A 25173-nucleotide genomic window follows, 5' to 3' on the forward strand; every position below is an offset into this window, starting at 1 on the left:
TGTCTTTGTAAGCGGGTTTTCGAAAAAGCTGATCTTGGGTGCGTTGTTAGAAGTCGGAGGGCAGCGCTGGGCCGCCCTCCGACATTTAGTTTACTTGTAGATACGCTGACGCGCGTCTTCGAGGCGCTCAAGGATATCGTCAAGGTTATCTGGGAAGACCATGAACTCTTGCAGACCTTCCATGCCAACGCTTGCCATCTCTGCGGGGAAGTCACGGTCGAAGAATTGCGCCACGCCGCCTTTGGCATTGCCGGACAGCATTGCAAAACCCTGCTCAAGGAACTCGTCCGCGTCTACGCTTGAGGCTGCGTTAACCGGAAGCTGACCAAGTGCGTCGCCAGAGTTGATTTTTGTTTGCACATCAGCGGATGTAACGAACTGCAGGAACGCGCGCGCGTTGTCTTTGTTCGACGCATTGGCTGGGATGTGGAACGTATCAGTTGGCGCATCTTCGCCTTGTGGCAGGGACGCATCAATCAGTGGGAACTGATAGAAATCAATCTGATCATCGCTAAGGCCCGCATCACGCATTGGTGCCACAGCGAAGTTACCGATCAAATATGACGCGGCTTCACCGTCTGTCATGAACTTAAGCGCTTCTTGCCAGCTGTATGACTGATGGTCGTCAATGTAGCCGCCCATGTCGATGATTTTGCGCCAGTTTGCAAAAGTCTCGCGGACACGTGCATCGGTCCATTCAACTTCGCCGCGTGCAAGCTGCATGTGGAAATCAAAGCCGTTTGTCCGCATGTTCAGGTAGTCAAACCAGCCGCCAGCAGTCCAAAGGAACTTAGTGCCGATTGCATAACATTTCTTACCTGAATCGACGATTTTTTGGCAGTTGGCGAGCTCTTCTTCAAAAGTTGTTGGCTCAGTTAGGCCCAACTCTTTGAACATATCTTCACGGTAGTACATACCCCACTGGTAGTATGTATAGGGCACGCCCCATTGCTTACCATCAAGGGTCATTGCGCCTTTTACGGCATCAAGGCCGGGCAGGTCACCGTTTTCGTACATATCGGAGATATCTTCAAAAAGGCCCGCGTTCACGTAAGGGCCCATCCGGTTTGCCGCATACCAGTTCACAACATCAGGTGCGTTGGCTGTCAGGGCGTTGCGGATCTGTGTTTTCCAGGCTTCGCGGTCAACGATTTCCAGATCAATGTTCAGGTCTGGGTGCTTCTCGCCAAATTCTTTGGCAAGACCTTCCATCACTGCGCGAGGCGCAGGGTTTGACATGTCAGAGATAATTCGCAGATCGCCTGACAATTTTTTACCGTGACCGTCAGCGACGGCGCCGGTTGCAAGTGCAGCAAATCCAAGCGCCGCTACAGACGCTTTCAAAATGGAACGCATGGTATCCTCCCTAGGTGCTTCCAACTATGTACTAGGTTTCATTATTTGAAACCACGTTTTACATATTGAAATGATAACGCCGACTCGCATAGGCTTGTCAACAGGGCTGTCGCAAGTTGTAGGCCCGCTTGGGAGGAAAGTGATTATGAACGTGGACGCGAGTGGCGGAACAGTTGGCAAAGCGCTTGATGTGCTCGACCGCGTGGCCGAGTTCAATCGACCCGTTCGGTTTGCAGAGCTGCTTGCCGCATCGCCCTATCCCAAGGGGACGTTGTACCGTCTTATGCAAACTTTGACCCGCGAGGGGATGTTGGTGTTCGATCCTGATCGACAAAGCTATTCGCTTGGTGTGCGGCTTGTTCGGTTGGCCCATGCGGCGTGGCGGACGTCATCACTGGCGCCAATTGCACGCCCGCATTTGGATGCGCTTGCCGCTGAAACAGGTGAAACCGTTCACCTTGCGCAGCTGGATCAGGCACAAGTGTTATACGTGGATAAGCGCAACACGGCCGAACCGGTGGAGATGTATTCATCCGCTGGCAAAGTGGGGCCTGCGTATTGCACAGGCGTCGGCAAAGCCATGCTTGCGCATCTACCCGAAGAAACGCTGAGCCAGATCATGCCGCTGCAATTGTTTCACAAATTCACGGAGCACACCCTGACGGATGAGGCCGCGTTGCGAGCCCAACTGGCAGAAATCCGCGCCCATGGATACGGATTTGACCGCGAAGAACACGAGCCAACCATCATTTGTGTGGCGTGCCCAATTTTGAGCGAACGTGGTCGCGTGCTTGGTGCGCTGTCTGTTACATCGACCACTGCTCGCACAAATCTGGCAGCGCTTGAGCAGCTCGTGCCGCGCATACAACAAACAACAACAGCGATTGCAGCTGAAGTGCAAGACTGGCGCTTCCCTGACACAGTTGCCCAATAGGTAGAGGATTAAGTCATGTCTGGTGTTAAGCTAAACAACGTCATCAAGCGCTACGGCGAAACTCAGGTCATTCACGGGATTGATCTGGATATCCAAGATGGCGAATTCTGCGTTTTTGTTGGCCCCTCTGGCTGCGGTAAATCTACGTTACTTCGGATGGTGGCAGGTCTTGAGGAAACTACTGAAGGGCAGATCAGCATTGGGCCCCGTGATGTGACGCGTCTTGATCCATCGCTTCGTGGTGTCTCGATGGTATTTCAGACCTACGCGCTTTACCCGCACATGACTGTCAAAGAAAACATGGGCTTCGGCCTAAAAATGAACGGCCACCCTAAAGCCGAGATTGAACAAAAGGTTGCTGAGGCGTCGCGCATTTTGAAGCTGGATGAGTACCTTGCTCGCAAGCCAGCCGCGCTATCAGGGGGGCAACGTCAGCGGGTGTCGATTGGCCGTGCGATTGTACGCGGGCCTGAAGTATTTCTTTTCGATGAGCCGCTTTCGAATTTGGACGCAGAATTGCGCGTTGAAATGCGCGTGGAAATCGCACGTCTTCACGAAGAAATAGGCGCAACCATGATTTACGTGACCCACGATCAGGTCGAGGCGATGACGCTTGCAGATAAGATCGTTGTGCTGCGTTCAGGTCGGATTGAGCAAGTGGGCGCGCCCATGGATCTTTACCGCGATCCTGACAATAAATTTGTGGCTGGCTTTATCGGCTCGCCTGCAATGAACTTTGTGAATGGTACGGCAACCAAGGACGGATTCGACGTGCCTGCGTTTGGCACGACTATGAAGCTATCTGTTGAGCAACCTGCAAACGGCACCGCGGTTAGCCTTGGGCTGCGCCCCGAGCACGCGCAGATTGTCGATGGTGATACATTTGCGGTTGAGTTGACCGAAGCACTCGGTGGCGTGTCATACGCCTACTTGTCCTCGCAAACGGGCGAAAAAATTGTTGTTGAGGAGCGCGGTGATTACCGGTCTGCCAAGGGCGATTTGGTCGGCCTGTCGTTCGATGCGGATCGCGTCATGGTGTTTGACGGCCTATCGGAAGAGCGTATCCGCTAAAGAAAGCTGCCCCAAAATCAAAGCGCCGCGGTCCGTTTGGCTTGGTGGCGCTTTGTTGTTTGCACTTAGTCGCGCAGTGCGTTTGCCTCGGCGATCAGATCACGACCCATCTGCGCAAACAGGTCTCCGTAGTCTAATGTTACCCAGTTTTCCTTGATGCGGTTATCTGCGACGCGGTAAAAATCCATCACGCGCAGGGTAAGGGCGCGGCCATCGGCGGGTTGGCCAAGATAGTCGCCCTGAAACGTCATGGTCATAGATGGCCAGCCGCTGACGGCAGCATAGTTTGCATCCCCGATGCGGCAGTAGTGGTTGCCGCCTTTGCGGTCAGGAAACGCATCAAGGAAGGGCACGCGGTGATCTTTGCTAAAACCCTCCCAGCGGTAGTTTGACCCGATTCCCGCAGGTCCGTACCACATCATATCGTCGGCCCATGTGCCGTCTTCACCTGTCTGGCTCGCGCTCGTTTTGGTGACGGGATCAAACACATGAAGCGCGCCCAACATCCGCTGCACAACATTTAAGGATGCCTCGCCGCCTTCGGTTTGCGGGCAAAGGCCATCCTGTGTGGCGGGGGCAGGAAATGTAATTTCGGTTCCCAGTGAAGGCAGGGGAAGGCAGCCCGCTTGGTGCATAACATCGGGCAAATCAAAGATGATTTTGGCTTCCATAATCTGACCGTTTTCAACGCGGTAGAATTCACCTGCGCGCAAAAACACCAAAGAATCGGAAGGCAGCAATCCGAATAAATGCTTGGTGAAGTTGCCAACGTAATGAGTGACCGCCGCACACCAGTACCCGCCTTGTTCGCGAATATTGTCACCGCCAATAAAAATCAGATCGCGCCGATGAACATCGGCAAGCGCATTGCGGATGGGCGTGATGAAGTTTTCAACAATTGCGTCGCGCCCCACCAACTCGTTCACAGGCCAAGCTACTGAAAATACGGCATCTTCGGCGATAACATCTGCTCCGTCGCCTGTTGTCCACAACGTTTGCAGAGCGTTTCTTAGGGTGTTTCTTGGATCAACGGTCATCGGCGCATCTCGCGTTTTTTGCTGTTTGTGTAAAAAGCGAATTGCAAATAGAGCATCTCGAGTCTAGCCTTTTTGCAAACGTGTGCAAAAATGGCGCACGGGTCACGACGCAGGGGGAAGTGATGGCTGAAATTCAGCTTAAGAATGTTGGTAAGCGGTGGGGTAGTTTTGTTGGGGTTCAGAATTTCGACCTAACGATCGCTGATCAGGAGTTTCTTGTCCTCCTCGGGCCATCTGGCTGCGGCAAGACGACAACAATGCGTATGATCGCTGGCCTCGAAGACGTCACTGAAGGTGACATTATCATCGACGGCGAGCGCGTGAATGATCTTGAACCGAAAGACCGTGACATCTCGATGGTGTTTCAGTCTTATGGCCTTTACCCGAACATGAATGTTTACGACAACATTCGCTTCCCGTTGAAAGTGCGCAAAGTCCCAACGGCCGAGCATGACGAGCGTGTGATGCGCGCAGCGGCAATGGTTGAGTTGGAGCCTTTCCTGCACCGTAAGCCTGCGGAACTTTCTGGCGGTCAACGACAGCGTGTGGCACTGGCGCGCGCGATTGTGCGTGAACCAAACGTGTTCTTGATGGACGAGCCGCTGTCTAACCTTGACGCAAAACTGCGCGTCTCGACCCGTGCGCAGATCAAAAACCTTAGCCACGAGCTTAAGGTCACGACCATTTACGTCACGCACGATCAGATCGAGGCGATGACACTTGCTGACCGCGTTGTTGTTATGAAGCAGGGTGTTGTTCAGCAAGTGGGCACGCCAACTGACATTTATGACGCGCCAGCAAACACATTTGTAGCCAGCTTCATTGGCTCACCTGCGATGAACCTTGTTGAAGGTGAGATGAAGGGTGGCGTCTTTAATGCCGATGGTATTTCGGTGGGCGGACTTACAGCACCTGATGGGCCGATTACTTTGGGCTTCCGTGCTGAAGATGCGTCTGTTGTGGTCAGCAAAGGCGATGCTAACGCGCCTGCTTACACGATGGAGTTGTTGGGTGACGCAACAATGGTTGCTATCCGTATTGGTGGTGCGTTGGTTAATGTGAAGGCCAGTAAAGACTACCGGACGGAGATTGGCGCGCCGGTTGCGGTGTCGATACCTGCAGAAATTTGTCACCTGTTCCGTTCGGATACTGGTGAGCGATTGGAGGCGTAAGCCTTCTAATAAATGTCTCCGCAGTCAACTGTGGGGCGTCAATTGGGTGGCTCGCTGCCCTTTTAAAGCAAACAGGGAGAGACTTATGTTTCTGAAAAAAATCACAACTGCGGTGGCAATTTCCATCGCTGCTACGGCTGCGGCACAAGCTGCTGGCCACTCGAACTGCGGCATTGACGCGGGTCGTGTAAACATTGTTGGCAACGAATTCCCAGCGATCCAGACTGTTGGTGCAGGTGCTGTGGCATGTGCAAACGACAATGTTGAGGTGAAAACAAACCTCACTGCGGACCACCAAAAGATCAACGTTGCGGGTATGACATCCAACCCTGCTGAGTACACATCAGCGATCGTTGCCAACTCATCCATCGTGGCATTGATGAACGAAGACGTCATCCGCCCGCTTGATGACCTGGTTGCCAAGTACGGCCAAGACCTCAAGAAAAATCAGCTGATCACCGTGAACGGCAAGGTTATGGCTGTTGCCTTCATGGCAAACGCGCAGCACCTCGTGTACCGCGCGGACGTTCTTGAAGAAGCTGGCGTTGAGGTGCCAACAACCTACGAAGAAATGCTTGCTGGTGCGAAAAAGATCCGCGACATGGGCATCCTGGAAAACCCACTTGGCGGTTCATACAAAGCTGGTTGGAACCTCGCACAAGAGTTCAACAACATGTACATCGGCCATGGCGGCGAGTTCTTTAAGCCGGGTTCAGCCGAAGTAGACATCAACAACGAAAAAGGCGTTGCGACGCTGACCATGTTGAAGTCACTTTCAGAGTACATGTCACCTGATTTCCTCACACATGATTCAAACGCAACAAACGCCGAATACCGTGCGGGTAACGTTGCAATGATGAACATGTGGGGCAGCCGTGCGGCTGGTTTGGTTACCGAAGAAGGTGTGCCACAAGAAGTGGTTGACGGTTTTGCAATTGCGGGCCCAATGACTGTTGCTGGCGGTGATACACCTGCAACAACACTGTGGTGGGATGGTTGGACAGTGGCCAAAAACATCTCTGACGAAGATGCAACAGCAACATTCAAAGCGCTTACAAAAGCGATTGAGCCAGCGATCCTCGACGATGCAGAAGTTGCGACACAAGCTGTTTGGTTGATTGACGGCTATGAGCCGACTGAAGCGGCCAAAGGCGTATTCGCAGCTGCTGCAGCTAACTCAGTGCCATACCCAATGGTGCCTTACCAAGGTCTGTTGCATTCCGCACTTGGTGCAGAGCTTTCAGACTTCATGCAGGGTAAAGAAAGCGCAGAGCAAGCGTTGGCAGACGTTGAAGCAGCCTACACAGCTGCTGCCAAAGAGCAGGGCTTCTTGAACTAAGAGCCATGACTTTCGGGCGGGGCCAATCGCGGTCCCGCCCCTTTTTATTGACGATACTGACGGCCGTTGAGGACCTTAATCGATGAAGCATAAAACGTTCTTTTGGTTTTTCCTGCCGACAGCATTAGCGATGCTTTTGTTTATCGCGTTTCCAATTATCTCAGTTGTGATCCAGTCTTTATTCACGCCTCATGAGGCGGTCCTTTTGACTGTTGAGAATTGTGGTCCCTTTGGCTGTAAGACTGAAACATCGATCGACCAAGAGGCGACCGCTGCCCTAAAATTGGCCGAGCCTTTGGGCCGGTTTGCGGGCCTCTCTATTTATCTTGATCGTGGGCATCTTGCCGTGGATGAAGTGGCCGCCTTGTGGTCTGGGCGCGAAAGCCTTGGGGGCTTTTTCGACGGGCTGAAGAACCTGCCGTTCTACCGCGCGATGTACTTCACGCTTACCTATACATTTGTTGTGACGCCGCTTTTGATCGTTCTTGGCTTTGCCATCGCGGTTGGGGTCAACTCGCTGCACCGTCATCTTAAGGGCCTTGTGATTTTCTTTTCACTGCTGCCAATGATTGTGACGCCGTTGATTGGCTCACTCATTCTGTTTTGGATGATCGATAGCCGCGGTGTGCTTGGTAGTGCCATCCAATTCCTTGCCGATGATCCAGACCTTTCATTGAAGGCCAGCACAGCACTCACATGGATCACGCTGATGGTCTATGGCGTCTGGCACTCAGCACCTTTCGCTTTTGTTGTGTTCTACGCAGGCCTGCAAACATTGCCCCAAGACACTTTGGAATCTGCCATGATTGATGGTGCGAGCCGCTGGCAGCAAATTCGCTACGTTGTGATCCCGCATTTGATGCCGCTTGTGACGTTCGTGGCCTTGATCCAATTGATGGATAACTTCCGCGTTTTTGAACCAATTGTAGGCTTCAACGCGGAAGCGCATGCGACTTCGCTCAGTTGGATCATCTTTAACGACTTGGGCGGTGAGACGCGCTTGCTGTCTTCTGCTGCCGCAACGTCCGTACTGACGATTATCGGCGTCGCAATTTTGTTGTCACCTGTATTGGTCCGCACTTGGCGCGACTTCAACGCCAAGACCTAAGGAAAGGGATCAGATATGAGCTCGAAAGCGACACAACAGCCCCTTGGCCTTCGCATCGTCATTTATGCCTTTATCGGCATCTGGTTAGTGATGGCGGCGTTTCCATTTCTTTGGACGCTTTGGGGGTCATTCAAAGTTGAATTAGACTTCTTTTCGATCACCAATTGGAAAGACGCGTTGTTTGGTCCGCGCACACAAGCCACATATGGCAGTTCGCTTACTGGCGCGGGCTATGAAGGTGCGTGGATACAAGAAGAGTTCTGGCGCGCTGTTTTGAACACGTTCATCGTTTGCTTTTTCGTAGTCTGCACCTCGCTGACCATCGGGACGCTTGGTGGTTACGCGTTGTCGCGGTCCGGCTTTAAGTACACGTTTTGGTTGCTAATCATTGCGCTGATTTTCCGCGCTATGCCGCCCATTACGTTGGTGTCAGGTTATCTGCTTCCGTTTTTTGAATGGAACCTCTGGGGGATCCTACCCACATCAATCATCGTGTTGGTCGCGATCAACCAGCCGTTTACGTTGTGGATGCTTCATAGCTTTTTCCAGAAAATTCCGAAGGAATTGGACGAAAGCGCTAAGGTTGATGGCTGCACCCAGTTTCAAGCGTTCCGCCATGTGATCATTCCTGTGATGTGGCCGGGCGTTATTACAACGGGTCTGTTCAGCTTCCTGTTGGCCTACAATGACTTTGCAGTTACCGCGATGTTGCTCAGTAAAGAGAACCAGACAATGGTGCCGAAAATCGCATCGTTCCTTGGGACCACCCAGACCGAAGGTAACGTGATGTTCGCAGTTGCCGCTGTTGTTTCAGCCACCGTACCGCTGTTCATTTTGGTGATGTTCTTCCAGCGCCAGATCGTGAGTGGCCTGACAGCCGGTGCCGTAAAGGGCTAATCTCGCAGCCAACGAAATTCATGAAGACTACAAAAGCAGGTGGGGTAATTCGGCCTGCTTTTTTGTTTGTGGTGTGGGGGAGGTGGGCGATGTGTTGCAGAGCTTTGTAGCGTTCTATCTCTTACTGTCTTCGTCTTGTCTGCCATGTCAGGGGCACAGCAAAAAGGCGGCCCTATAACAGGCCGCCTGATGTGGTTTCCGTAAAGTGTTTGAAGCTACAGTCCCGCTTAACGCTTGTCGTAGTACAACCCGACAACGTGCTCTGCTTGTGCAAAAAACAACCAGCGCGCAACGATGACACCGGCGACGTGCGCCAACACCGCGACCAGCGCAAGAGCGTGACTAAAGGGCAAAAGCAAAAGCAACACAGGTGTGAACAACAGAACAACCGAGATGATCTGTAGCTTCAGCGCATGTTTGCGCCCCACGACGTGTATCATTTCTTTCATGAGGTAGTTGCTGCCGGTGTGGGGCGGTTCAAACTGGCGGACTGACCCGATGTTGCCCAATTGTGTTGCGGACGCGATTGTGCTGCCCGCGGCGCCAAAACGGCCATCTGCGGTCAAGAAGATGAAAAGCTGCAACAGGGCCGCAGCAGGCAAAAACCAAACTGCCAAGCTGACTTGGCCAGCAAGCAGTGCACCGCCTGAAACAGCGTAAGCGATGAACATGACTGAGGTGGTAGGGTGGTTCCAACGGGGTACAGTCTTGAGCTGTGCATAGATCATGGACGTGCCGTAAACGGTTGCTAACGCAAGCGCTGATCCGACGTAGCCAAGTAAAGGAATGCGCATGTTCAAAAAGACCAACGCGGCTCCGTAAACACCCATGACAAGCAGTGTCGCCACCGCAAGGCATCCCTCGCGTGAGAGCCAGCTTGTGCGCCACTGGCTGAAGGATTTGAGAATATTCTTCGGGTTCCCGAGGTGGAATGTCGAAGAGATGATCCCACCAACGGCCAGAATATAGGCGATAGCGAACCAGATGAACGCCGAAAGACCCGTGGGGGATGGCATGCCAAGCCCCAAGAAAATCATCAGGCCAAAGCCCAGGCCCGAAAGGACTGTGAATAGAATAATGGATGGTGCTGGATGCATCAGAGTTTCTCCAGTGCTTTATCAAGCCAGCCCAGAATACCTTTGGCATCCGGCGCGACAGGCTCAAGAAGGGGGGCGAGGATGTCGATATCACCGGTGTTGGTGTAGTCGTCCTTCAACCGAGGAGGCAGGTATTTGTTAACAGGTTTAGTGCCTTGCTCTGGCATCAAATCAACGCCACCACGTTCAGCGACAAGCTTTGAGACATCTGAGTTCTCATCGCCCAAATCGCCAAAGTGACGGGCACCTGCAGGACATGTCCGAACACAGGCAGGCTGGCGGTCTTCTTCGGGCAGGTTTTCATTGTAAATCCGGTCAACGCAAAGGGTGCATTTCTTCATGACGCCTTCTTGTTGGTCCAGCTCCCGCGCCCCGTAGGGACAGGCCCAAGCGCACAGACCACAACCGATACAATCTGCTTCATTTACCAGAACAATGCCGTCTTCAACACGCTTGTAGCTGGCGCCTGTCGGGCAGACGGTGACACACGGCGCGTCGTCACAGTGCAGGCATGATTTAGGGAAGTGGATCAGTTGGGCAGGGCCTGCCTCGGGCTGTACTTCGTAGCTGTGAACACGGTTCAGAAACGTACCTGACGGGTTGGCGCCGTACGCATCCTGATCGGACAGGGGCGCGCCGTAGTTTTCAGTGTTCCAGCCTTTGCACGACACCACGCAGGCATGGCAGCCCACGCAGGTATCGAGATCAATGACCAGTCCCAGTTTCTTTTCCGTATGGGTTGGCAGAGTTGTCATGCGAGCCCCCTCAGAGTTGTGTGTGATATATAGGTGATGGGTTCTTCTTTGCTGGCATCCCACGTGGCAACGAACCAGATGAAAGACCCAACCATCACGGCGATGGCGGCAGCAACGCCCAAGAGTGTCAGTTTTACAGGGCTCATTTACCAAGCTTCCATGCAAGGTCTTTGGGGCCTTTGCCTACAGGCGATTTTTGCGGGGCAAAATCAGGTAGGGTTTGGCCCGCAACGTCGGACTTTTCGATGCGCACTTTAAGATCGAACCACGCGGCCTGACCGGTGATCGGATCAGAGTTTGCCCAACGCATGCCGTCGCCGTTTGCAGGCAGCAGTTCGTGGATGAGGTGGTTCAGCAAAAAGCCTTTGGTCGTTTCTGGTGCGTTCTCTTCAAGAGCCCACGCGCCTTTACGCTTACCAATCGCATTCCATGTCCAAACGGTGTTGTCGTTGAGTGCCGCCATGTGTGCTACCGGAACAACGATCTCGCCGTGGGGCGACACAACCTTGGCCCAATCGCCCTCTTCAAAACTGTTCTCTTCCCAGATTTTGGTTGGAACATAGAGGGGGTTGTGGCCATGGATTTGGCGCAACCAAGCGTTCTGGCTGCCCCACGAGTGGTACATTGCCATAGGGCGCTGTGTCAGTGCCGTGACAGGGTATTGATCCGCAAGGTTCTCAGGCTCGTTGGAATACCAGATCGGAAGCGGGTCGAGAGTGTGTTTGATCCGCTCACGCAGGTGCTCTGGTGGTTGGCGCTCCCCGTGGCCTTCGGCGGCCAGCTGGAATTTACGCATTGGCTCCACATAAAGCTGGAAGATATAGGGCTGGACTGCATCAAAGAAGCCCATCTTCACGGCCCAATCTTGGTAGCCCATGTTGAACGGTTTGTAGTAAGCGGCATCCTCTGGGACATGCTCCATCCAAAAGCCGCCGTTTTCGATATAGGCATCAAGCTGTGCTTCGTTTACGTCGCCGCGGCCACCTTGCAGACCGTCTTCGCCAACGCGCCAGCCCGCCAGCGGGCCAACACCGGGACGGCGGATGTGGTTGGTGATGTAGTCGGCGTAGTCTTCGTATTTTTGGCTGCCGTCTTCATTTACGAAACCAGGCAATCCAAGACGTGCGCCAAGATCACAAAGGGCTGACTGGAAACCCTTTACGTCGCGGTCAGGCTCAACAACTGGCCAGCGAATAGCGTCCGCCACGGCGTCGGCTTCGCAGATTGGCCGGTCCAAAAGCGAGATACAGTCGTGGCGCTCAAGATAGGTAGTATCGGGCAGTATCAGATCGGAATAAGCGACCATCTCAGATGAGTACGCATCAGAATAGATGATGTTCGGAATGACATAATTTCCGTCCTCATCTTTATCTGTGAGCATCTCAATGACACCGGATGTGTTCATGGATGAGTTCCAAGACATGTTCGCCATATACATAAATAGCGTATCAATCTTGTAAGGATCGCCCGCATGGGCGTTGGAAATCACCATGTGCATCATGCCGTGCGAGGACATGGGGTTTTCCCATGTAAACGCTTTATCGATACGTGCCGCAGTGCCGTCTTCGCGCAAGCAAAGGTCATCTGGCCCGTGGGTGAAGCCCAAGTGTGGCCCGTCAAGCGCAGCGCCCGGAGTGACTTTGCAGTGTGGTTTGGGGTGCGCAGTTGCGGGCTTGGGGTAGGGTGGTTTGAACCGCATGCCGCCCGGCGTTTCAACAGAGCCGAGCATGATTTGCAGAACGTGTAGCGCGCGGCAGGTTTGAAAGCCGTTAGCATGTGCTGAAATTCCGCGCATCGAGTGGAACGAAACGGGCCGCCCCACCATTTTATCATGCTTCTTGCCGCGGAAATCTGTCCAAGGACGATCCAGCTCAATCGCTTGGTTGAACGCCACATCAGCTAACTCGGCGGCAAGCTTGCGGATGCGTTTTGCTGAAATACCGCAACGCTCTGCAACTGCTTCGGGCGCGTATTCCTCGGACATGTACCGCTCGATCATGTGGTGGAATACGGTGCGGTGCGTGACACCTGCCTTGCGGTGTGTCCCGGCAAGATCAGGGTAGACGCCCTTGCCATCAAAAGGTGCAAGCTTGCCAGTATTGCGGTCGATGACCAGCGCTTTGCCGTCTTTGTCTTTCAGGAACAGACCTTCTTCGGCGCTTCCGTCGGTTTCATCCAAAAGAACCGGCGCGTTGGTGAATTGTGAAAGATAATCAAGATCAATTTTACCTGCTTTGATCAAGCAGTGCAGCATCGACAGAATGAACAAGCCATCGGTGCCCGGTGTAATGCCGACCCACTCATCTGCAACAGCGTTATACCCCGAGCGGATTGGATTGACGCCAACAACTTTGGCGCCGCGAGCTTTGATTTTGCCCAGACCCATCTTGATTGGATTGCTATCATGGTCTTCGGCAACGCCGAAAATCATCAGCATTTTGGTGTGGTCCCAATCTGGTTGCCCAAATTCCCAAAAAGCACCGCCCATGGTGTAGATACCGGCTGCAGCCATATTGACCGAGCAAAATCCACCGTGGGCTGCGTAGTTTGGCGTGCCGAAACCTTGGGCCCAAAGCGACGTGAAGCTTTGTGACTGATCACGGCCCGTAAAGAATGCCAGTTTTGAAGGGTCTTCGTCGCGGATGGGTTTCAGCTTGGACACAGCAATGTCGTAGGCCTCTTCCCATGTGATTTCTTCAAACTCACCAGAGCCACGCTCGCCGACCCGTTTCATGGGGGCGCGCAGACGTGAGGGCGCATTGACCTGCATAATACCGGCCGAGCCTTTGGCGCAGAGCACACCTTGGTTCACAGGGTGGTCTTTGTTGCCTTCGATATAGGCAACTTTGCCTTCCTTCATGTGCACATTGATGCCGCAACGGCAGGCGCACATGTAGCAGGTGGTTTTACGGACTTCGTCGCTAACTTTCGGGGACGTGTCCACGACTGGCTGATTAAATCCCATAATTCCTCCTCAGGGTCGGTTTTGGATGTGCAGCGCGGTGCTGCGGTCCATGGGTCATTTGTTGGCGGCGGTTACAATTGCGGCAAGGGCAGCGGATGCCATGCGCGCGGCAGGTGGATCGGCACGCGAGGTCAGCAAGATAGGAACGGCCGCCCCCATCACGATGCCCGCAGCACACCCACCGGCCATGTAAACGGCAGATTTGAAGACGGCGTTTCCTGAAACAATATCAGGGACGATGATCGCGTCGGCTTGCCCCGCGACCGGATCATCTATCAGCTTTTTGGTCGCAACCGCCTCAGGTGACAGGATCAGATCCATAGCAAGTGGTCCGGAGAAATCAGCATCCGCAATCTCGGCTTTCGCCCATGCGGCAAGCTCGGAGGCTTCAACGGATGAAGGGACGGAAGGGATGACGCTTTCAGTCGCGCTTAAGAACGCAACTTTGGGACGATCATTGCCGAGTAAATGCAACAGGCGCACCACCTCGCGCGTGGCGTCTTGGCGGGTTTCCATGTTCGGGCTGACGTTTACGGCTGCATCCGAGATGGTCAGCACACCGCCGCTTGGGTGACCGATGTGAAAAATATGAACCAATCGCTTGCCCGCGCGCAGGCCGGCATCACGGTTCAGGGCAGATTTCATAAACACATCTGTGTGCAGGTGTCCCTTCATCAAAACATCCGCGCGGCCCTCGCCACAGGCAAATGCCGCAGCCTTTCCAGATTCTTCTTCACCTTCCGCCTCAATCAATTCAAACGCAGAAATGTCCCAATCCAGTTTATCCGCTTCGGCTTCGATCAAAGCGCGCTCGCCCGTAAACACAGGCTCCATTATGCCAGCCTGTGTGGCGTCGCGGGCGGCTTCCATCGGCAGTGCTGCACCGGCGCGGGCAATGGCAACGCGCGGTGTGGGGGCGGCTTGGGCTTGGCGCAGCAATTCTGGTGGGCAAACGACAGTGTTTGTGCTCAGAAAATTGTTCATCTTTGCCATAGCGCGTTTGTTCCCGTTGCTCCGCATGGTCGAAGGCATCTGTGCATGCACAATCTCTTCCCCATGTCTTTTCACCTCAAAACCCGCCTCAGTTTCCTGAGACGGGTAATGTTGCTTAGCGATGTGGTGGAGTGCTTATTCAGCAGCCATGTCAGATGCTGAGACGCCCGCTACTGCAACCGGCTTTTTCATCGCGTCGCGACGGAAAGGCTCGCCCAGTTCTTGGTTCAGCATGACTTCGATCAGTGTCGTAACACCGTCTTCCATCTGCTCTTTGATCGCTGTGTTCAGCACATCTGTGAGCTCTTCCATTGTGCGCGCTGCAACACCTTTGAGGCCACATGCGTTGGCGATGCCTGCATATGAAACTTCGGTGTCCAGCTCGGTGCCGACGAAGTTATCGTCGAACCACAGGGTTGAGTTGCGCTTTTCAGCACCCCACTGGTAGTTGCGGAATACGATCTGTGTAACTGCGGGCCAGTCGCCACGGCCGATAGCAGTCAATTCGTTCACTGCGATACCGAACGCACCGTCACCTGCGAAGCCAACGACCGGAACATCCGGTTGGCCGATTTTGGCGCCAACGATTGCAGGCAAACCGTATCCGCATGGACCAAACAAGCCGGGTGCAAGGTACTTACGGCCTTCGTCGAAATCTGGGTAGGCGTTACCGATTGCACAGTTGTTGCCGATGTCGGAAGAGATGATCGCTTCGCGTGGCAGTGCAGCTTGGATAGCACGCCATGCCATACGGGGGGACATCCAGTCAGGCTTTGCATCACGTGCGCGCTGGTTCCAAGTTGTGCCTGGATCGTCGTCTTCGTGATCCATTGATGCCAGTTGCTGTGCCCATGCTGATTTGGTTTGCGCGATTTTTGCTTTGCGCTCTTCGCGGCCTGCGTCGCCTGCAGATGCGTCCAGCTGGCCCAAGATACCTTTGGCAACTTTGGCTGCGTCACCGACGATGCCTACAGTTACTTTCTTGGTCAAACCAATGCGGTCTGGGTTGATGTCGACCTGAATGATTTTCGCGTCTGCTGGCCAGTAATCAATGCCGTAACCAGGCAGTGTGGAGAACGGGTTCAGGCGTGTGCCGAGGCACAAAACAACATCGGCTTCGGAAATCAGCTCCATGCCTGCTTTTGAACCGTTGTAGCCCAATGGACCTGCAAACAGTGGGTGCGAGCCTGGGAATGCATCGTTGTGCTGGTAGCCCACACAAACTGGTGCGTCGAGGCGTTCAGCCAGCGCGATCGATGCATCGATGCCGCCTTTTGACAGAACAACGCCAGCACCGTTCAGGATAACTGGGTTTTTCGCGTTTGAGATAATCTCAGCAGCTTTTGCAACTGATGTCTCGCCGCCTGGTGAAACTTCAAAATCAATTGGCTCGGGGATTTCGATGTCAACAATCTGTGTCCAGTAGTCACGTGGGATGTTGATTTGTGCAGGGCCTGAAAGACGCTTTGCTTTCGAAATGACGCGAGCAAGTACTTCGGCAACGCGGCTCGGATCACGTACTTCTTCTTGGTAAGCAACCATGTCTTCGAACAGTTTCATCTGCTCAACTTCTTGGAAACCACCTTGGCCAATTGTTTTGTTCGCTGCCTGCGGTGTAACCAAAAGCAACGGTGTGTGGTTCCAATATGCGGTTTTCACAGCGGTCACGAAGTTCGTGATGCCTGGGCCGTTCTGCGCGATCATCATGGAGACTTCGCCAGTGACGCGTGTGTAGCCGTCAGACATGAAACCTGCGCTGCCTTCGTGCGCACAGTCCCAAAACTTAATACCAGATTTAGGGAACAAATCTGAGATGGGCATCATGGCTGAACCGATGATACCAAATGCGTGGCGGATGCCGTGCGATTGCAGCGTTTTGACGAACGCTTCTTCTGTAGTCATTTTCATGAGGCAGTCTCCTTTTGAATTGGAGACAACATACTCGGATTCGTGAGCCGCTGAGTAGGTCCAGTTTTGCGCTCAATTAAGTCCAGTCATATTGCTGCAGCCAGTATTTCAATGCCTTTTGCGATCCGTTCCTCGGGAATTGAAGAATACGCGAGCCGATAATGACAAACGCGGTCCTCTTTTTGCAAAAAGAACGGACCGCCGGGTTCAATCAAAACGCCTTGGAGTTTTAGGGCGCGGGCTAATTCCATTGTATTGTGCCGGTTTTCAGCCTTCATCCAAATGCTGGATCCGCCAAATGCACCGCGGCCTGCAACAGTTAAACCGTTATGATCAATTGCTTTTTCCATTTCCATGCGGCGGCGGTAAAATGCCTTGGACATACGTTTGATCAGTGCGTCGTAGTGCCCGAGGGACAAAAAGTACGCAGCAGTGCGCTGAATTTGCCCGGGGGGGTGACGCAGAACCGATGCGCGCAGCTTGCGAGCCTGTTTGATGAATGGCGCGGGACCGACCATGTAGCCAAGCCGCAAACCTGGCGCCAGCGATTTCGAGAATGAGCCGATGTAAATTACCCGCCCGTCCTGATCGAGTGATTTTAGCGCAGGAGAGGGGGCCTTCAGGAACGACATCTCAAATTCGTAGTCGTCCTCTACGATCAAAAAGTCGTCTGATGCTGCACGATTAAGCAGTTCTGTTTTACGTTCGAGCGGCATTGAGGCTGTTGTTGGGCATTGATGTGAGGGGGTGCAAAAAACTACATCAATGTCTTTGGGAAGTAAATCTGGGGGCAGCCCGTCCTCATCAACTGGGATGTGGTGAAGGTTGCACCGGCTTTGCATCAAGATGTCCCTCAGGCCCGGATAACAAGGCTCTTCCATCACCGCGTTTCGACGCTGCGTCAGCAACAGTTGCGCGGACAGCCATAGCGCGTTTTGAGCACCCATTGTGACCAGAATTTCATCTGGGCGCGCTTTGATACCCCTGCGTGGGAGAGTGTGACGGGCGATGAATTCGATCAACTTTGGATCGTCTTGATCAACGTAATCTGTTGTTAATGCGTCAAAATCCCGCTTGCCGAGTGCCTGTAAGGCACACAGCCGCCAGTTGGCGCGATCAAATAGCGTAGGATCCGCTTGTCCGTAAATGAACGGGTATTGGTAGCGTTGCCAATCGGCTGGCTTGGCCAATTGTGGCACGTCGCTGTTGCGGTGCGCCAAGACGCGTGACCATTCGACCGCATCGTTTGTGGGTCTGAGCGATGGCATCTCCGGTGGTTGCGGCGCGTTTTCCGAAACGTAATATCCCGACCTGCCGCGCGCGACGATATAATCATCAGCCAGCAGGTCTGTGTAGGCAAGGGTTACCGTAATTCGGCTGACCCCAAGGTGTGTGGCGAGTTTGCGTGACGAGGGTAGTTTTTCACCTGGTTTAAAGCGCCCAGACAGAATGCCTTCGGCAACCATCTGCTGGATTTGCGCCTTAAGCGTGCCTTGGGTGCTGCTGTTCAGAAAAAATGTTTCGACGGGCAATGCCATGTAATCTGGCCTTATCGCAGGAATAATCTGGCGTTATTTTAGGGCCAAGAGGTGATCTGGGCAACCGTAGTCAAACAGGCGCCTGAAAATTGCTGAATAGTGCTGAGCGCGCGGGATGTGCATGCTTGGCGTCAGCGAAATCAAAATAACAGATATGGCCAGTTTGCAAAATGATGAGACACTTTGCCAGATAACTGGACTGGTTATCAGAGCGGCACAGCCTGCGCCGCTCTGATGATGTGTGGTTTAGGCAGTTGCCCGTGTAATCGCCGCATCGACTGCGTTCGTAATGTTGTCGATATCGTCTTTTGTGGCGATCAGCGCAGGTGAGAAGCAAAGCGTGTTGTTCTTGCCTGGAAGTGATCTGTTTGTTGCGCCAATGATAACGCCTTGTTGCATACAGTCACCAACGATTGCCTGAGCGATCTTCTCGTTTGCTGGTTCGCGAGTTGTGCGGTCAGCAACCAACTCACAGCCCAGGAACAGACCTTTGCCGCGCACTTGGCCGATAATCGGGTGCTTGTCTGCAAGCGCATGCAAGTTGTCGAGCATGTACTCACCCATCGCCGTCGTATTCTCAAGAAGGTTCTCATCCTCGATGATACGCATGTTTTCCAGCGCCGCTGCGGGGCCAGCGGTACAACCACCAAAAGTTGAGATGTCGCGGAAATAACTCATTGGATCGGACGGGTCATCTTTGAACATGTCAAAGACTTCCTCAGTTGTGACAAGGCATGAGATCGCGGCATAGCCGGAGGCGACACCCTTCGCCATCGTCACCATGTCAGGTTTGATGCCATAGTGTTGGTACCCAAACCACGTGCCCGTGCGGCCTACGCCACAGACAACTTCGTCGATATGAAGTAGAATGTCATATTTCGTGCAGATTTCTTGCACCCGCTCCCAATATCCATCGGGGGGAGTGATGACGCCGCCGCCTGCTGTGATTGGCTCAAGGCAGAGCGCGCCAACAGTCTCTGGTCCTTCGCGCAGGATGACTTCTTCGATCTGGTTAGCGGCCCATTCACCGTAGTTTTCCGCAGGCGCGCCATCTTGCTCGTGCTTTCGGTACTCAAGGCAGTGCGGCACGCGCACAAACCCGGGCGTAAATGGCCCATACTGTGCGGCGCGCTCATCTTGACCAGTTGCGGAAAGCGCAGTGATCGTTGTGCCGTGATAATCGCGGTCGCGGTACAAAATTTTATGCTTCTTACCACCGTATCTTTTGGCTGCAATTTGGCGTACAAGTTTGAATGCTTTTTCGTTCGCCTCAGAGCCGGAGTTTGCGTAGTAGCAGCGTGTCATTCCAGGCATTTTGCTGAGCAGTTTTTCTGCAAACAAAGCGCCAGGAATTGAGCCTGCTGAACCGGCGAAATAATTCAGTTTTGCAAGCTGGTCACGCACGACATCTGCGATGCTTTCGCGGCCGTATCCAACGTTGACGGTCCATACGCCGCCTGACACTGCATCAAGGTGCTCTTTGCCATTTTGGTCCCACACCAACATGCCTTTTCCCTCGACAATAATTCGGGGTTCGCCGGTCTCAAAGGGCTTGTGCTGAATCAGGTGGTGCCAGACGTGCTTGCGGTCGGCGTCGACTACAGCACTGATATCATTCGAAGAAAAGTTACCGTCCATGAGTCGGACCTCGCGTTAAATTGCATAATATACACAAGCATTGCCCTAAATTTAGACTTTGCAAATAGGGCCAGTTTTACACCACATTTATAGCCAGTTGGTTGTGGTTTGTCGCGTTCTAAACAACCGTAAATTTACCAGATTTTGGGAAAGCTTCAAAAAATTATGTAGTTTCAATTCCTTGCTGCGTCTGCAAACGCGCTCAAAATTTTGGCACCCGCAGCGATAATGTCGCTTTTGTGCTCTCGAGGCGCCAACTTTAGGGTTTCTTAAATTCGATATGTATGTTTGCTTTAATGCGATTGCTCTGTGGGCCAACCACGGCATCCGCGTTATCAACGCGTCAGAGCCTCAAATATGAGGTTCCAAGTAAGACGCTCAACATAAGAGCCAAAAATGAACATGGGAGTTCAAAATATGACACTTAAGTCCAAATTGATGGGTGCTGTCGCTGGCGTAGCTATGCTGACAGGTGCGCAAGCTGCTGTCGCTGCTGGCCACGAAGAAATCACAGTTGCTTACTTCCTTGAATGGCCGATGCCATTCCAGTTTGCCAAAGTAGAAGGCATGTATGAAGAAGCACTCGGCAAGAAAATTAACTGGGTCTCTTTTGACACAGGCACCGCAATGTCAGCTGCTATGGCATCCGGCGACGTGCAGATTTCTGTAAGCCAAGGTATCCCACCGTTCGTTGTGGCCGCGTCTGCGGGTCAAGACATCCAAGTTGTTGACGTGGCTGTAAGCTACTCAGAAAACGACAACTGCGTTGTGGCCTCTGGCCTTGAGATCGACAAAACATCTGCAGCTGAGCTTGCTGGCAAAAAAGTTGCTGTGCCACTCGGTACTGCTGCGCACTACGGCTTCCTGAGCCAAATGAACCACTTCGGCGTGGACACGGCCGGCATGGAAGTTGTTGACATGGCGCCTGCTGAAGGTGCTGCTGCACTTGCTCAAGGCTCAATCGATATGGCTTGTGGCTGGGGCGGCGCGCTGCGTCGCATGAAAGAGCACGGTAACGTGTTGCTGACAGGCGCAGAAAAAGAAGCACTCGGTATTCTTGTTTTTGACGCGACAACTGCACCAGCCTCGTTCATCGCAGAAGAAAGCGACACACTTGCAGCGTTCTTGAAAGTCACAGCAGATGCGAACGCAATGTGGGCAGACAGCGCGAACCACGCCAAAATGCTCCCAGTAATTGCAAAAGACGCGGGTATGTCTGAAGAAGATACAGCTTCAACACTGTCAACATTCAGCTTCCCTACAGTTGAGCAACAGCTTTCAGCGGCATGGTTGGGCGGCAACGCGCAAAACTTCATGAAGGGTGTTGCGGACGTTTTCGTTAACGCGGGTTCAATCCCATCCGCACTCGAAAGCTATGACGCAACAGTGAACACCGCTGGCCTCAAAGCAGCGATGAACTAAACACTTCACGACCTTGGGCAGCGCGATTTTTTGTGCCGCGCTGCCCGTTTTTTGAGACGTACATTTTCAACGACAACATCCAACAAATGATCGGAGAGGCGCAATGAGTGGCCTTGAGATAGATAATATATCTATGCGCTTCGAGCTGCCTAATGGTGGCGCAGTGCAAGCTTTAAAAGACGTGAGCCTTGACCTGAAAAAGGGTGAGTTGCTGAGCGTTTTGGGGCCTTCGGGCTGTGGTAAAACAACCCTTTTGAACATCGTCGCAGGTTTCCTTGCGCCAACGGGTGGCGAAATTCGCCTTAACGGTGGCACTGTTTCCGGCCCGTCTGCTGACCGTGGTATGGTATTTCAGCAAGGTGCTCTGTTCGAGTGGATGTCCGTGCGCGACAACGTTGGCTTTGGTCCTTCGATGAAGGGCATGCCAGCAGCTGAAAAGCGCGAAAAAGTTGATCATTTGTTGGACGTCGTCGGCCTTCAAGATTTTAAGGAAAAGGCAGTTTACGAATTGTCTGGCGGTATGCAGCAGCGCGTTTCGCTTGCACGCTGTTTGTGCAACGAACCTGACGTCATCTTGATGGATGAGCCGCTCGGCGCGCTTGATGCGCTGACCCGCGAGAAAATGCAGGGGCTGGTTCTGAAGCTTTGGAAAGAGACCGGCAAAACAATTATCCTGATCACGCACTCTGTTGAAGAAGCGCTTTTGTTGGGTGAACGTCTGCTGGTTATGGCGCCGCGTCCGGGGCGTATCCATAGAGAATACCGTTTGCCGTTTGCGGAACTGGGTGTTGGCGCGGACCTTCGCGAAGTCAAAAAGCATCCTGACTACGCAAAAACACGTGAAGAAATTCTGACAATGATCTGGGACATGGAAGAAGAAATCATGGGCCGCAGTGAGGAGAGCGCGTAATGGGACAGATTTTATCTGATCTGGGCGGCGAACTGTTCGTCCTGTTTGTATCTATCGCCCAAGCGCTTCCTGCACTTGTTGGCTATATCGCGATTATCTTGCTGGCGATGACTGTTTGGCGGTTCATTCGCCGTCAGATGACACCCAAGGCTGATTATACATCGCTCAAAACCGTTACTTTTGGTGACGAAAGCGCAGTGGTATCGGACAAAGCCGCGTCGTTCATTTCAATCGCGCTGATTTTTGTGATTTGGGGCGCTTTCACAGGCTCCAACTGGTTGCCCGGTATGTTCCACGCACCCGGTCCATTTGTTGGCGACAGCAGCTTTGTCTACACAGTTGAAGATGCCAACGGATACCAAGATGAGGCAACTGTTTTCGTTTCCGTCTTTGAAAAAGGCGCAGAAGTTCCAAGCCAGGAAGTGGCGGCGGGCACTGGCTTTGCCAAGGACGACTTTTTGGCTGTTCAGGCGTATCGTTCTAAGCTGATCCTTTGGGACAAGAATGACGAAACAAACCGCTCTGAAGGGGCGAAAATCGTTTCTGTGGATGGCCGCGCAATTAGCAAAGACAACGCCGTTGATGTGGGCTTTGGCCGTGTTGCGTTGACCGATAAGGGCACGTTGAACTTTGAACCAGGCAAGGGCTGGCAGATGGAAAACATCTGGCTTCCAGCACCTGACTCTGTGGCATCGCGCCTCGTTTCTGTCTGGGCTGAGGGTTATCAAAACGTTACCTTGGCTGAGCACCTGTCGTTCTCTCTTTTCCGTGTGATCGTCGGCTTTTTCCTTGGTGCGTTGGTCGGTATTCCGCTTGGCTACGCGATGGGTTTGTCTGACTGGTTCCGTGGTTGGTTCGATCCAATTGTTGAATTCATGCGTCCCGTGCCACCTCTGGCGCTGATCCCGCTGGTCATTATCTGGGCGGGCATTGGCGAGCAGGGTAAAATCATTCTGCTTTTCTTGGCAGCTCTTTGGATTATGGCGATCGGCGCACGGTCAGGTGTGTCTGGTGTGAAAATCTCCAAGGTGCACGCGGCTTACTCTTTGGGTGCGTCCAAGGTCCAGATTTTGCGCCACGTGATCATTCCAAACTCACTGCCGGAAATCTTCACCGCAGCACGGGTTGCGATGGGGGTTTGCTGGGGCACAGTGGTTGCAGCAGAATTGGTCGCGGCTGAAAAGGGCGTGGGCAAAATGATTGTGGCCGCTTCTAAATTCCAAGACACTGACATTGTTTTGATGGGGATCATTCTGATCGGCATCATTGGCTTTGGCATCGACGTTCTGATGCGTTTGGCTGAAAAATGGTTGGTCCCTTGGAAGGGTAAAGGTTGATTTGTAAAAGGAGGCTTTCTTGGAAGCTGACTATGTAATTATTGGATCCGGCTCAGCCGGGTCAGCGATTGCGGCCCGTCTCGGTGAGGCGGGCTGCGATGTTTTGGTTCTTGAGGCAGGTGGTTCCGATTGGGGCCCGCTTATCAACATGCCCGGTGCGCTATCGTTCCCGCTCAATATGAAGCAATACACATGGCTCTATGAGACAGAGCCAGAGCCGCATTTAGGTGGCCGCAAGATCATTGCACCGCGCGGCAAAGTGACGGGCGGCTCTTCTTCAATTAACGGTATGATCTATGTCCGTGGCCATGCAATGGACTACGATGGCTGGGTTGAGGCCGGCGCAGATGGCTGGGGCTACGCCGATGTGCTGCCTTACTTTCAGCGCATGGAAAACTGGAACGGCAGTCCTTCAGACTTCCGCGGCGGGGATGGGCCGCTGCATGTCAGCAAAATGCCCCAAGAAAACCCGCTTTATCATGCATTTGTCGAAGCTGGCGCGCAGGCCGGTTTTGAAGTGACAGAAGACTACAACGGCACCAAGCAAGAAGGCTTTGGGGCGTTCGACGCCACAATCCACAAAGGCTCGCGTTGGTCTGCGGCCAAGGCATATTTGAAGCCTGCACTGGCTAAGGGCAAAGTGCGGTTGAAGAAATGCGAGGCCCACAAGCTGCGCTTTGATGGTAAACGCTGTGTCGGCGTGGAAACGTCAACAGGTTTTGTGAAGGCGCATAAAGAGGTGATCGTAAGCGCATCAGCTTTCAATTCCCCCAAACTTTTGATGCTGTCAGGCATCGGGCCAGCAGCGCACCTCCAAGAGCATGGCATTGAGGTGATCGCGGACAGGCCGGGGGTCGGGCAGAACCTTCAAGATCATCTTGAACTCTATATTCAGCAAGCCTGTACTCAACCGATCACGCTGTTCAAACATTGGTCGCTATGGGGCAAATTCAAAGTTGGCTTGGAGTGGGTTTTGAACCGCTCGGGGGCGGGGGCCAGTAACGGCTTTGAAAGCTGCGCGTTTGTGCGCTCAAAAGCGGGTGTTAAGTACCCCGACATTCAATATCACTTTTTGCCAATTGCCGTGAAATACAACGGTGAGGCCGCAGCCGAAGGGCACGGCTGGCAGGCGCATGTGGGGCCAATGCGGTCAAAATCGCGTGGTCAAGTTACGCTGCAATCTGCGGACCCCGCAGCCGAGCCCAAGATTTTGTTCAACTACATGAGCCACCCAGATGATTGGAAGGACTTCCGCCACTGCATTCGCCTTACGCGTGAAATCTTTGGTCAGGCGGCTTTTGATCCATATCGCGGTAAAGAAATCCAGCCCGGCGCAGATGTGCAAACGGATGCAGAGCTTGATGCATTTATCGCCGAGCACGTTGAAAGCGCATATCATCCATGTGGCACCTGCAAGATAGGCCGGACGGATGACCCAATGGCCGTGGTTGATCCTGAATGTCGCGTTATTGGCGTTGACGGCCTGCGGGTTGCGGACAGCTCGATTTTCCCGAACGTGACCAATGGCAATCTCAACGCGCCGTCGATCATGACAGGCGAAAAAGCGGCTGACCATATTTTGGGCCGCACGCCATTGCCACCCAGCAACCTTGAGCCGTGGATCAATCCAAACTGGGAAACCTCTGATCGCTAGACGCCCGCGCGGTTGTTTGGCATCAAGAGGGCGGGCGATGTG

General features: G+C 53.3%; 20 protein-coding genes. 10 read left to right on the plus strand and 10 right to left on the minus strand.

Features of this window, described 5'->3' with window-relative positions:
• Window positions 1–90: 90 nt before the first annotated feature.
• Complete coding sequence (locus tag NIG5292_RS07555) at window positions 91–1356, minus strand: ABC transporter substrate-binding protein (RefSeq protein WP_177193427.1); 1266 nt, start codon at window positions 1354–1356, stop codon at window positions 91–93.
• A gap of 145 nt (window positions 1357–1501) precedes the next feature.
• Between NIG5292_RS07555 and NIG5292_RS07560 the strand changes: the two genes are divergently transcribed.
• Together NIG5292_RS07560 and NIG5292_RS07565 are read left to right on the plus strand one after the other, a co-directional pair.
• Window positions 1502–2290, plus strand: a complete 789-nt coding sequence (locus NIG5292_RS07560; RefSeq protein ID WP_048598915.1) for an IclR family transcriptional regulator — start codon at window positions 1502–1504, stop codon at window positions 2288–2290.
• A 15-nt stretch (window positions 2291–2305) separates the two neighbouring features.
• Complete coding sequence (locus NIG5292_RS07565; protein WP_048598916.1) at window positions 2306–3361, plus strand: ABC transporter ATP-binding protein; 1056 nt, start codon at window positions 2306–2308, stop codon at window positions 3359–3361.
• Between the two features lie 65 nt (window positions 3362–3426).
• Here NIG5292_RS07565 and NIG5292_RS07570 read toward each other — a convergent pair whose 3' ends face one another.
• Entirely contained in the window at window positions 3427–4398 is a 972-nt protein-coding gene (locus NIG5292_RS07570) for a nuclear transport factor 2 family protein (RefSeq protein ID WP_053084848.1), read from the minus strand.
• Between the two features lie 122 nt (window positions 4399–4520).
• Here NIG5292_RS07570 and NIG5292_RS07575 point away from each other — a divergent pair, with 122 nt between their 5' ends.
• From NIG5292_RS07575 to NIG5292_RS07590, 4 genes are all read left to right on the plus strand, one after another.
• Window positions 4521–5570, plus strand: coding sequence for an ABC transporter ATP-binding protein (locus NIG5292_RS07575; protein WP_048598917.1), 1050 nt, complete (start codon window positions 4521–4523; stop codon window positions 5568–5570).
• Between the two features lie 85 nt (window positions 5571–5655).
• A complete protein-coding gene (locus NIG5292_RS07580; protein WP_048598918.1) occupies window positions 5656–6909 on the plus strand; it encodes an ABC transporter substrate-binding protein in 1254 nt (417 codons plus the stop codon).
• A gap of 82 nt (window positions 6910–6991) precedes the next feature.
• Window positions 6992–8017 (plus strand): carbohydrate ABC transporter permease, encoded by a 1026-nt coding sequence (locus NIG5292_RS07585; protein WP_048598919.1) that lies wholly within the window; start codon window positions 6992–6994, stop codon window positions 8015–8017.
• A 15-nt stretch (window positions 8018–8032) separates the two neighbouring features.
• The gene (locus NIG5292_RS07590; RefSeq protein ID WP_048598920.1) at window positions 8033–8914 is read left to right on the plus strand and encodes a carbohydrate ABC transporter permease; all 882 of its coding nucleotides are present in this window, start codon (window positions 8033–8035) and stop codon (window positions 8912–8914) included.
• Window positions 8915–9141: 227 nt separating this feature from the next.
• On the opposite strand, the gene NIG5292_RS07595 is transcribed toward NIG5292_RS07590, so the two are convergent.
• The 8 genes from NIG5292_RS07595 to NIG5292_RS07625 form a co-directional block, all read right to left on the minus strand.
• A complete protein-coding gene (locus NIG5292_RS07595; protein ID WP_048598921.1) occupies window positions 9142–10011 on the minus strand; it encodes a dimethyl sulfoxide reductase anchor subunit family protein in 870 nt (289 codons plus the stop codon).
• Entirely contained in the window at window positions 10011–10766 is a 756-nt protein-coding gene (locus tag NIG5292_RS07600; protein WP_048598922.1) for a 4Fe-4S dicluster domain-containing protein, read from the minus strand. Before NIG5292_RS07600 ends, NIG5292_RS07595 begins: the two co-directional genes overlap by 1 nt.
• A complete protein-coding gene (locus NIG5292_RS15045; RefSeq protein WP_177193426.1) occupies window positions 10763–10912 on the minus strand; it encodes a hypothetical protein in 150 nt (49 codons plus the stop codon). Before NIG5292_RS15045 ends, NIG5292_RS07600 begins: the two co-directional genes overlap by 4 nt.
• The gene (locus NIG5292_RS07605) at window positions 10909–13731 is read right to left on the minus strand and encodes a molybdopterin oxidoreductase family protein (RefSeq protein ID WP_048598923.1); all 2823 of its coding nucleotides are present in this window, start codon (window positions 13729–13731) and stop codon (window positions 10909–10911) included. Before NIG5292_RS07605 ends, NIG5292_RS15045 begins: the two co-directional genes overlap by 4 nt.
• A 54-nt stretch (window positions 13732–13785) precedes the next feature.
• A complete protein-coding gene (locus NIG5292_RS07610; RefSeq protein ID WP_048598984.1) occupies window positions 13786–14724 on the minus strand; it encodes a phosphate acyltransferase in 939 nt (312 codons plus the stop codon).
• A gap of 135 nt (window positions 14725–14859) precedes the next feature.
• On the minus strand, window positions 14860–16632 hold the full coding sequence (xsc, locus tag NIG5292_RS07615) for a sulfoacetaldehyde acetyltransferase (RefSeq protein ID WP_048598924.1): 1773 nt from the start codon (window positions 16630–16632) through the stop codon (window positions 14860–14862).
• Between the two features lie 86 nt (window positions 16633–16718).
• Window positions 16719–18170 (minus strand): MocR-like pyridoxine biosynthesis transcription factor PdxR, encoded by a 1452-nt coding sequence (gene pdxR / locus NIG5292_RS07620; RefSeq protein ID WP_048598925.1) that lies wholly within the window; start codon window positions 18168–18170, stop codon window positions 16719–16721.
• A gap of 246 nt (window positions 18171–18416) precedes the next feature.
• On the minus strand, window positions 18417–19808 hold the full coding sequence (locus NIG5292_RS07625; protein ID WP_048598926.1) for an aminotransferase family protein: 1392 nt from the start codon (window positions 19806–19808) through the stop codon (window positions 18417–18419).
• A gap of 417 nt (window positions 19809–20225) precedes the next feature.
• Here NIG5292_RS07625 and NIG5292_RS07630 point away from each other — a divergent pair, with 417 nt between their 5' ends.
• The 4 genes from NIG5292_RS07630 to betA all read left to right on the plus strand — a co-directional run bounded on the left by NIG5292_RS07630 (window position 20226) and on the right by betA (window position 25131).
• Entirely contained in the window at window positions 20226–21230 is a 1005-nt protein-coding gene (locus tag NIG5292_RS07630) for a taurine ABC transporter substrate-binding protein (RefSeq protein WP_048598985.1), read from the plus strand.
• A gap of 103 nt (window positions 21231–21333) precedes the next feature.
• Window positions 21334–22140 (plus strand): taurine ABC transporter ATP-binding protein, encoded by an 807-nt coding sequence (locus tag NIG5292_RS07635; RefSeq protein WP_048598927.1) that lies wholly within the window; start codon window positions 21334–21336, stop codon window positions 22138–22140.
• A gap of 107 nt (window positions 22141–22247) precedes the next feature.
• Window positions 22248–23477: an ABC transporter permease gene (locus tag NIG5292_RS07640; RefSeq protein ID WP_048598986.1), complete on the plus strand. Its 1230-nt coding sequence runs from the start codon at window positions 22248–22250 to the stop codon at window positions 23475–23477.
• 19 nt (window positions 23478–23496) lie between these two features.
• On the plus strand, window positions 23497–25131 hold the full coding sequence (gene betA, locus NIG5292_RS07645) for a choline dehydrogenase (protein ID WP_048598928.1): 1635 nt from the start codon (window positions 23497–23499) through the stop codon (window positions 25129–25131).
• Window positions 25132–25173 lie beyond the last annotated feature (42 nt).

The organism is Nereida ignava (assembly GCF_001049735.1).
Classification (GTDB): domain Bacteria; phylum Pseudomonadota; class Alphaproteobacteria; order Rhodobacterales; family Rhodobacteraceae; genus Nereida; species Nereida ignava.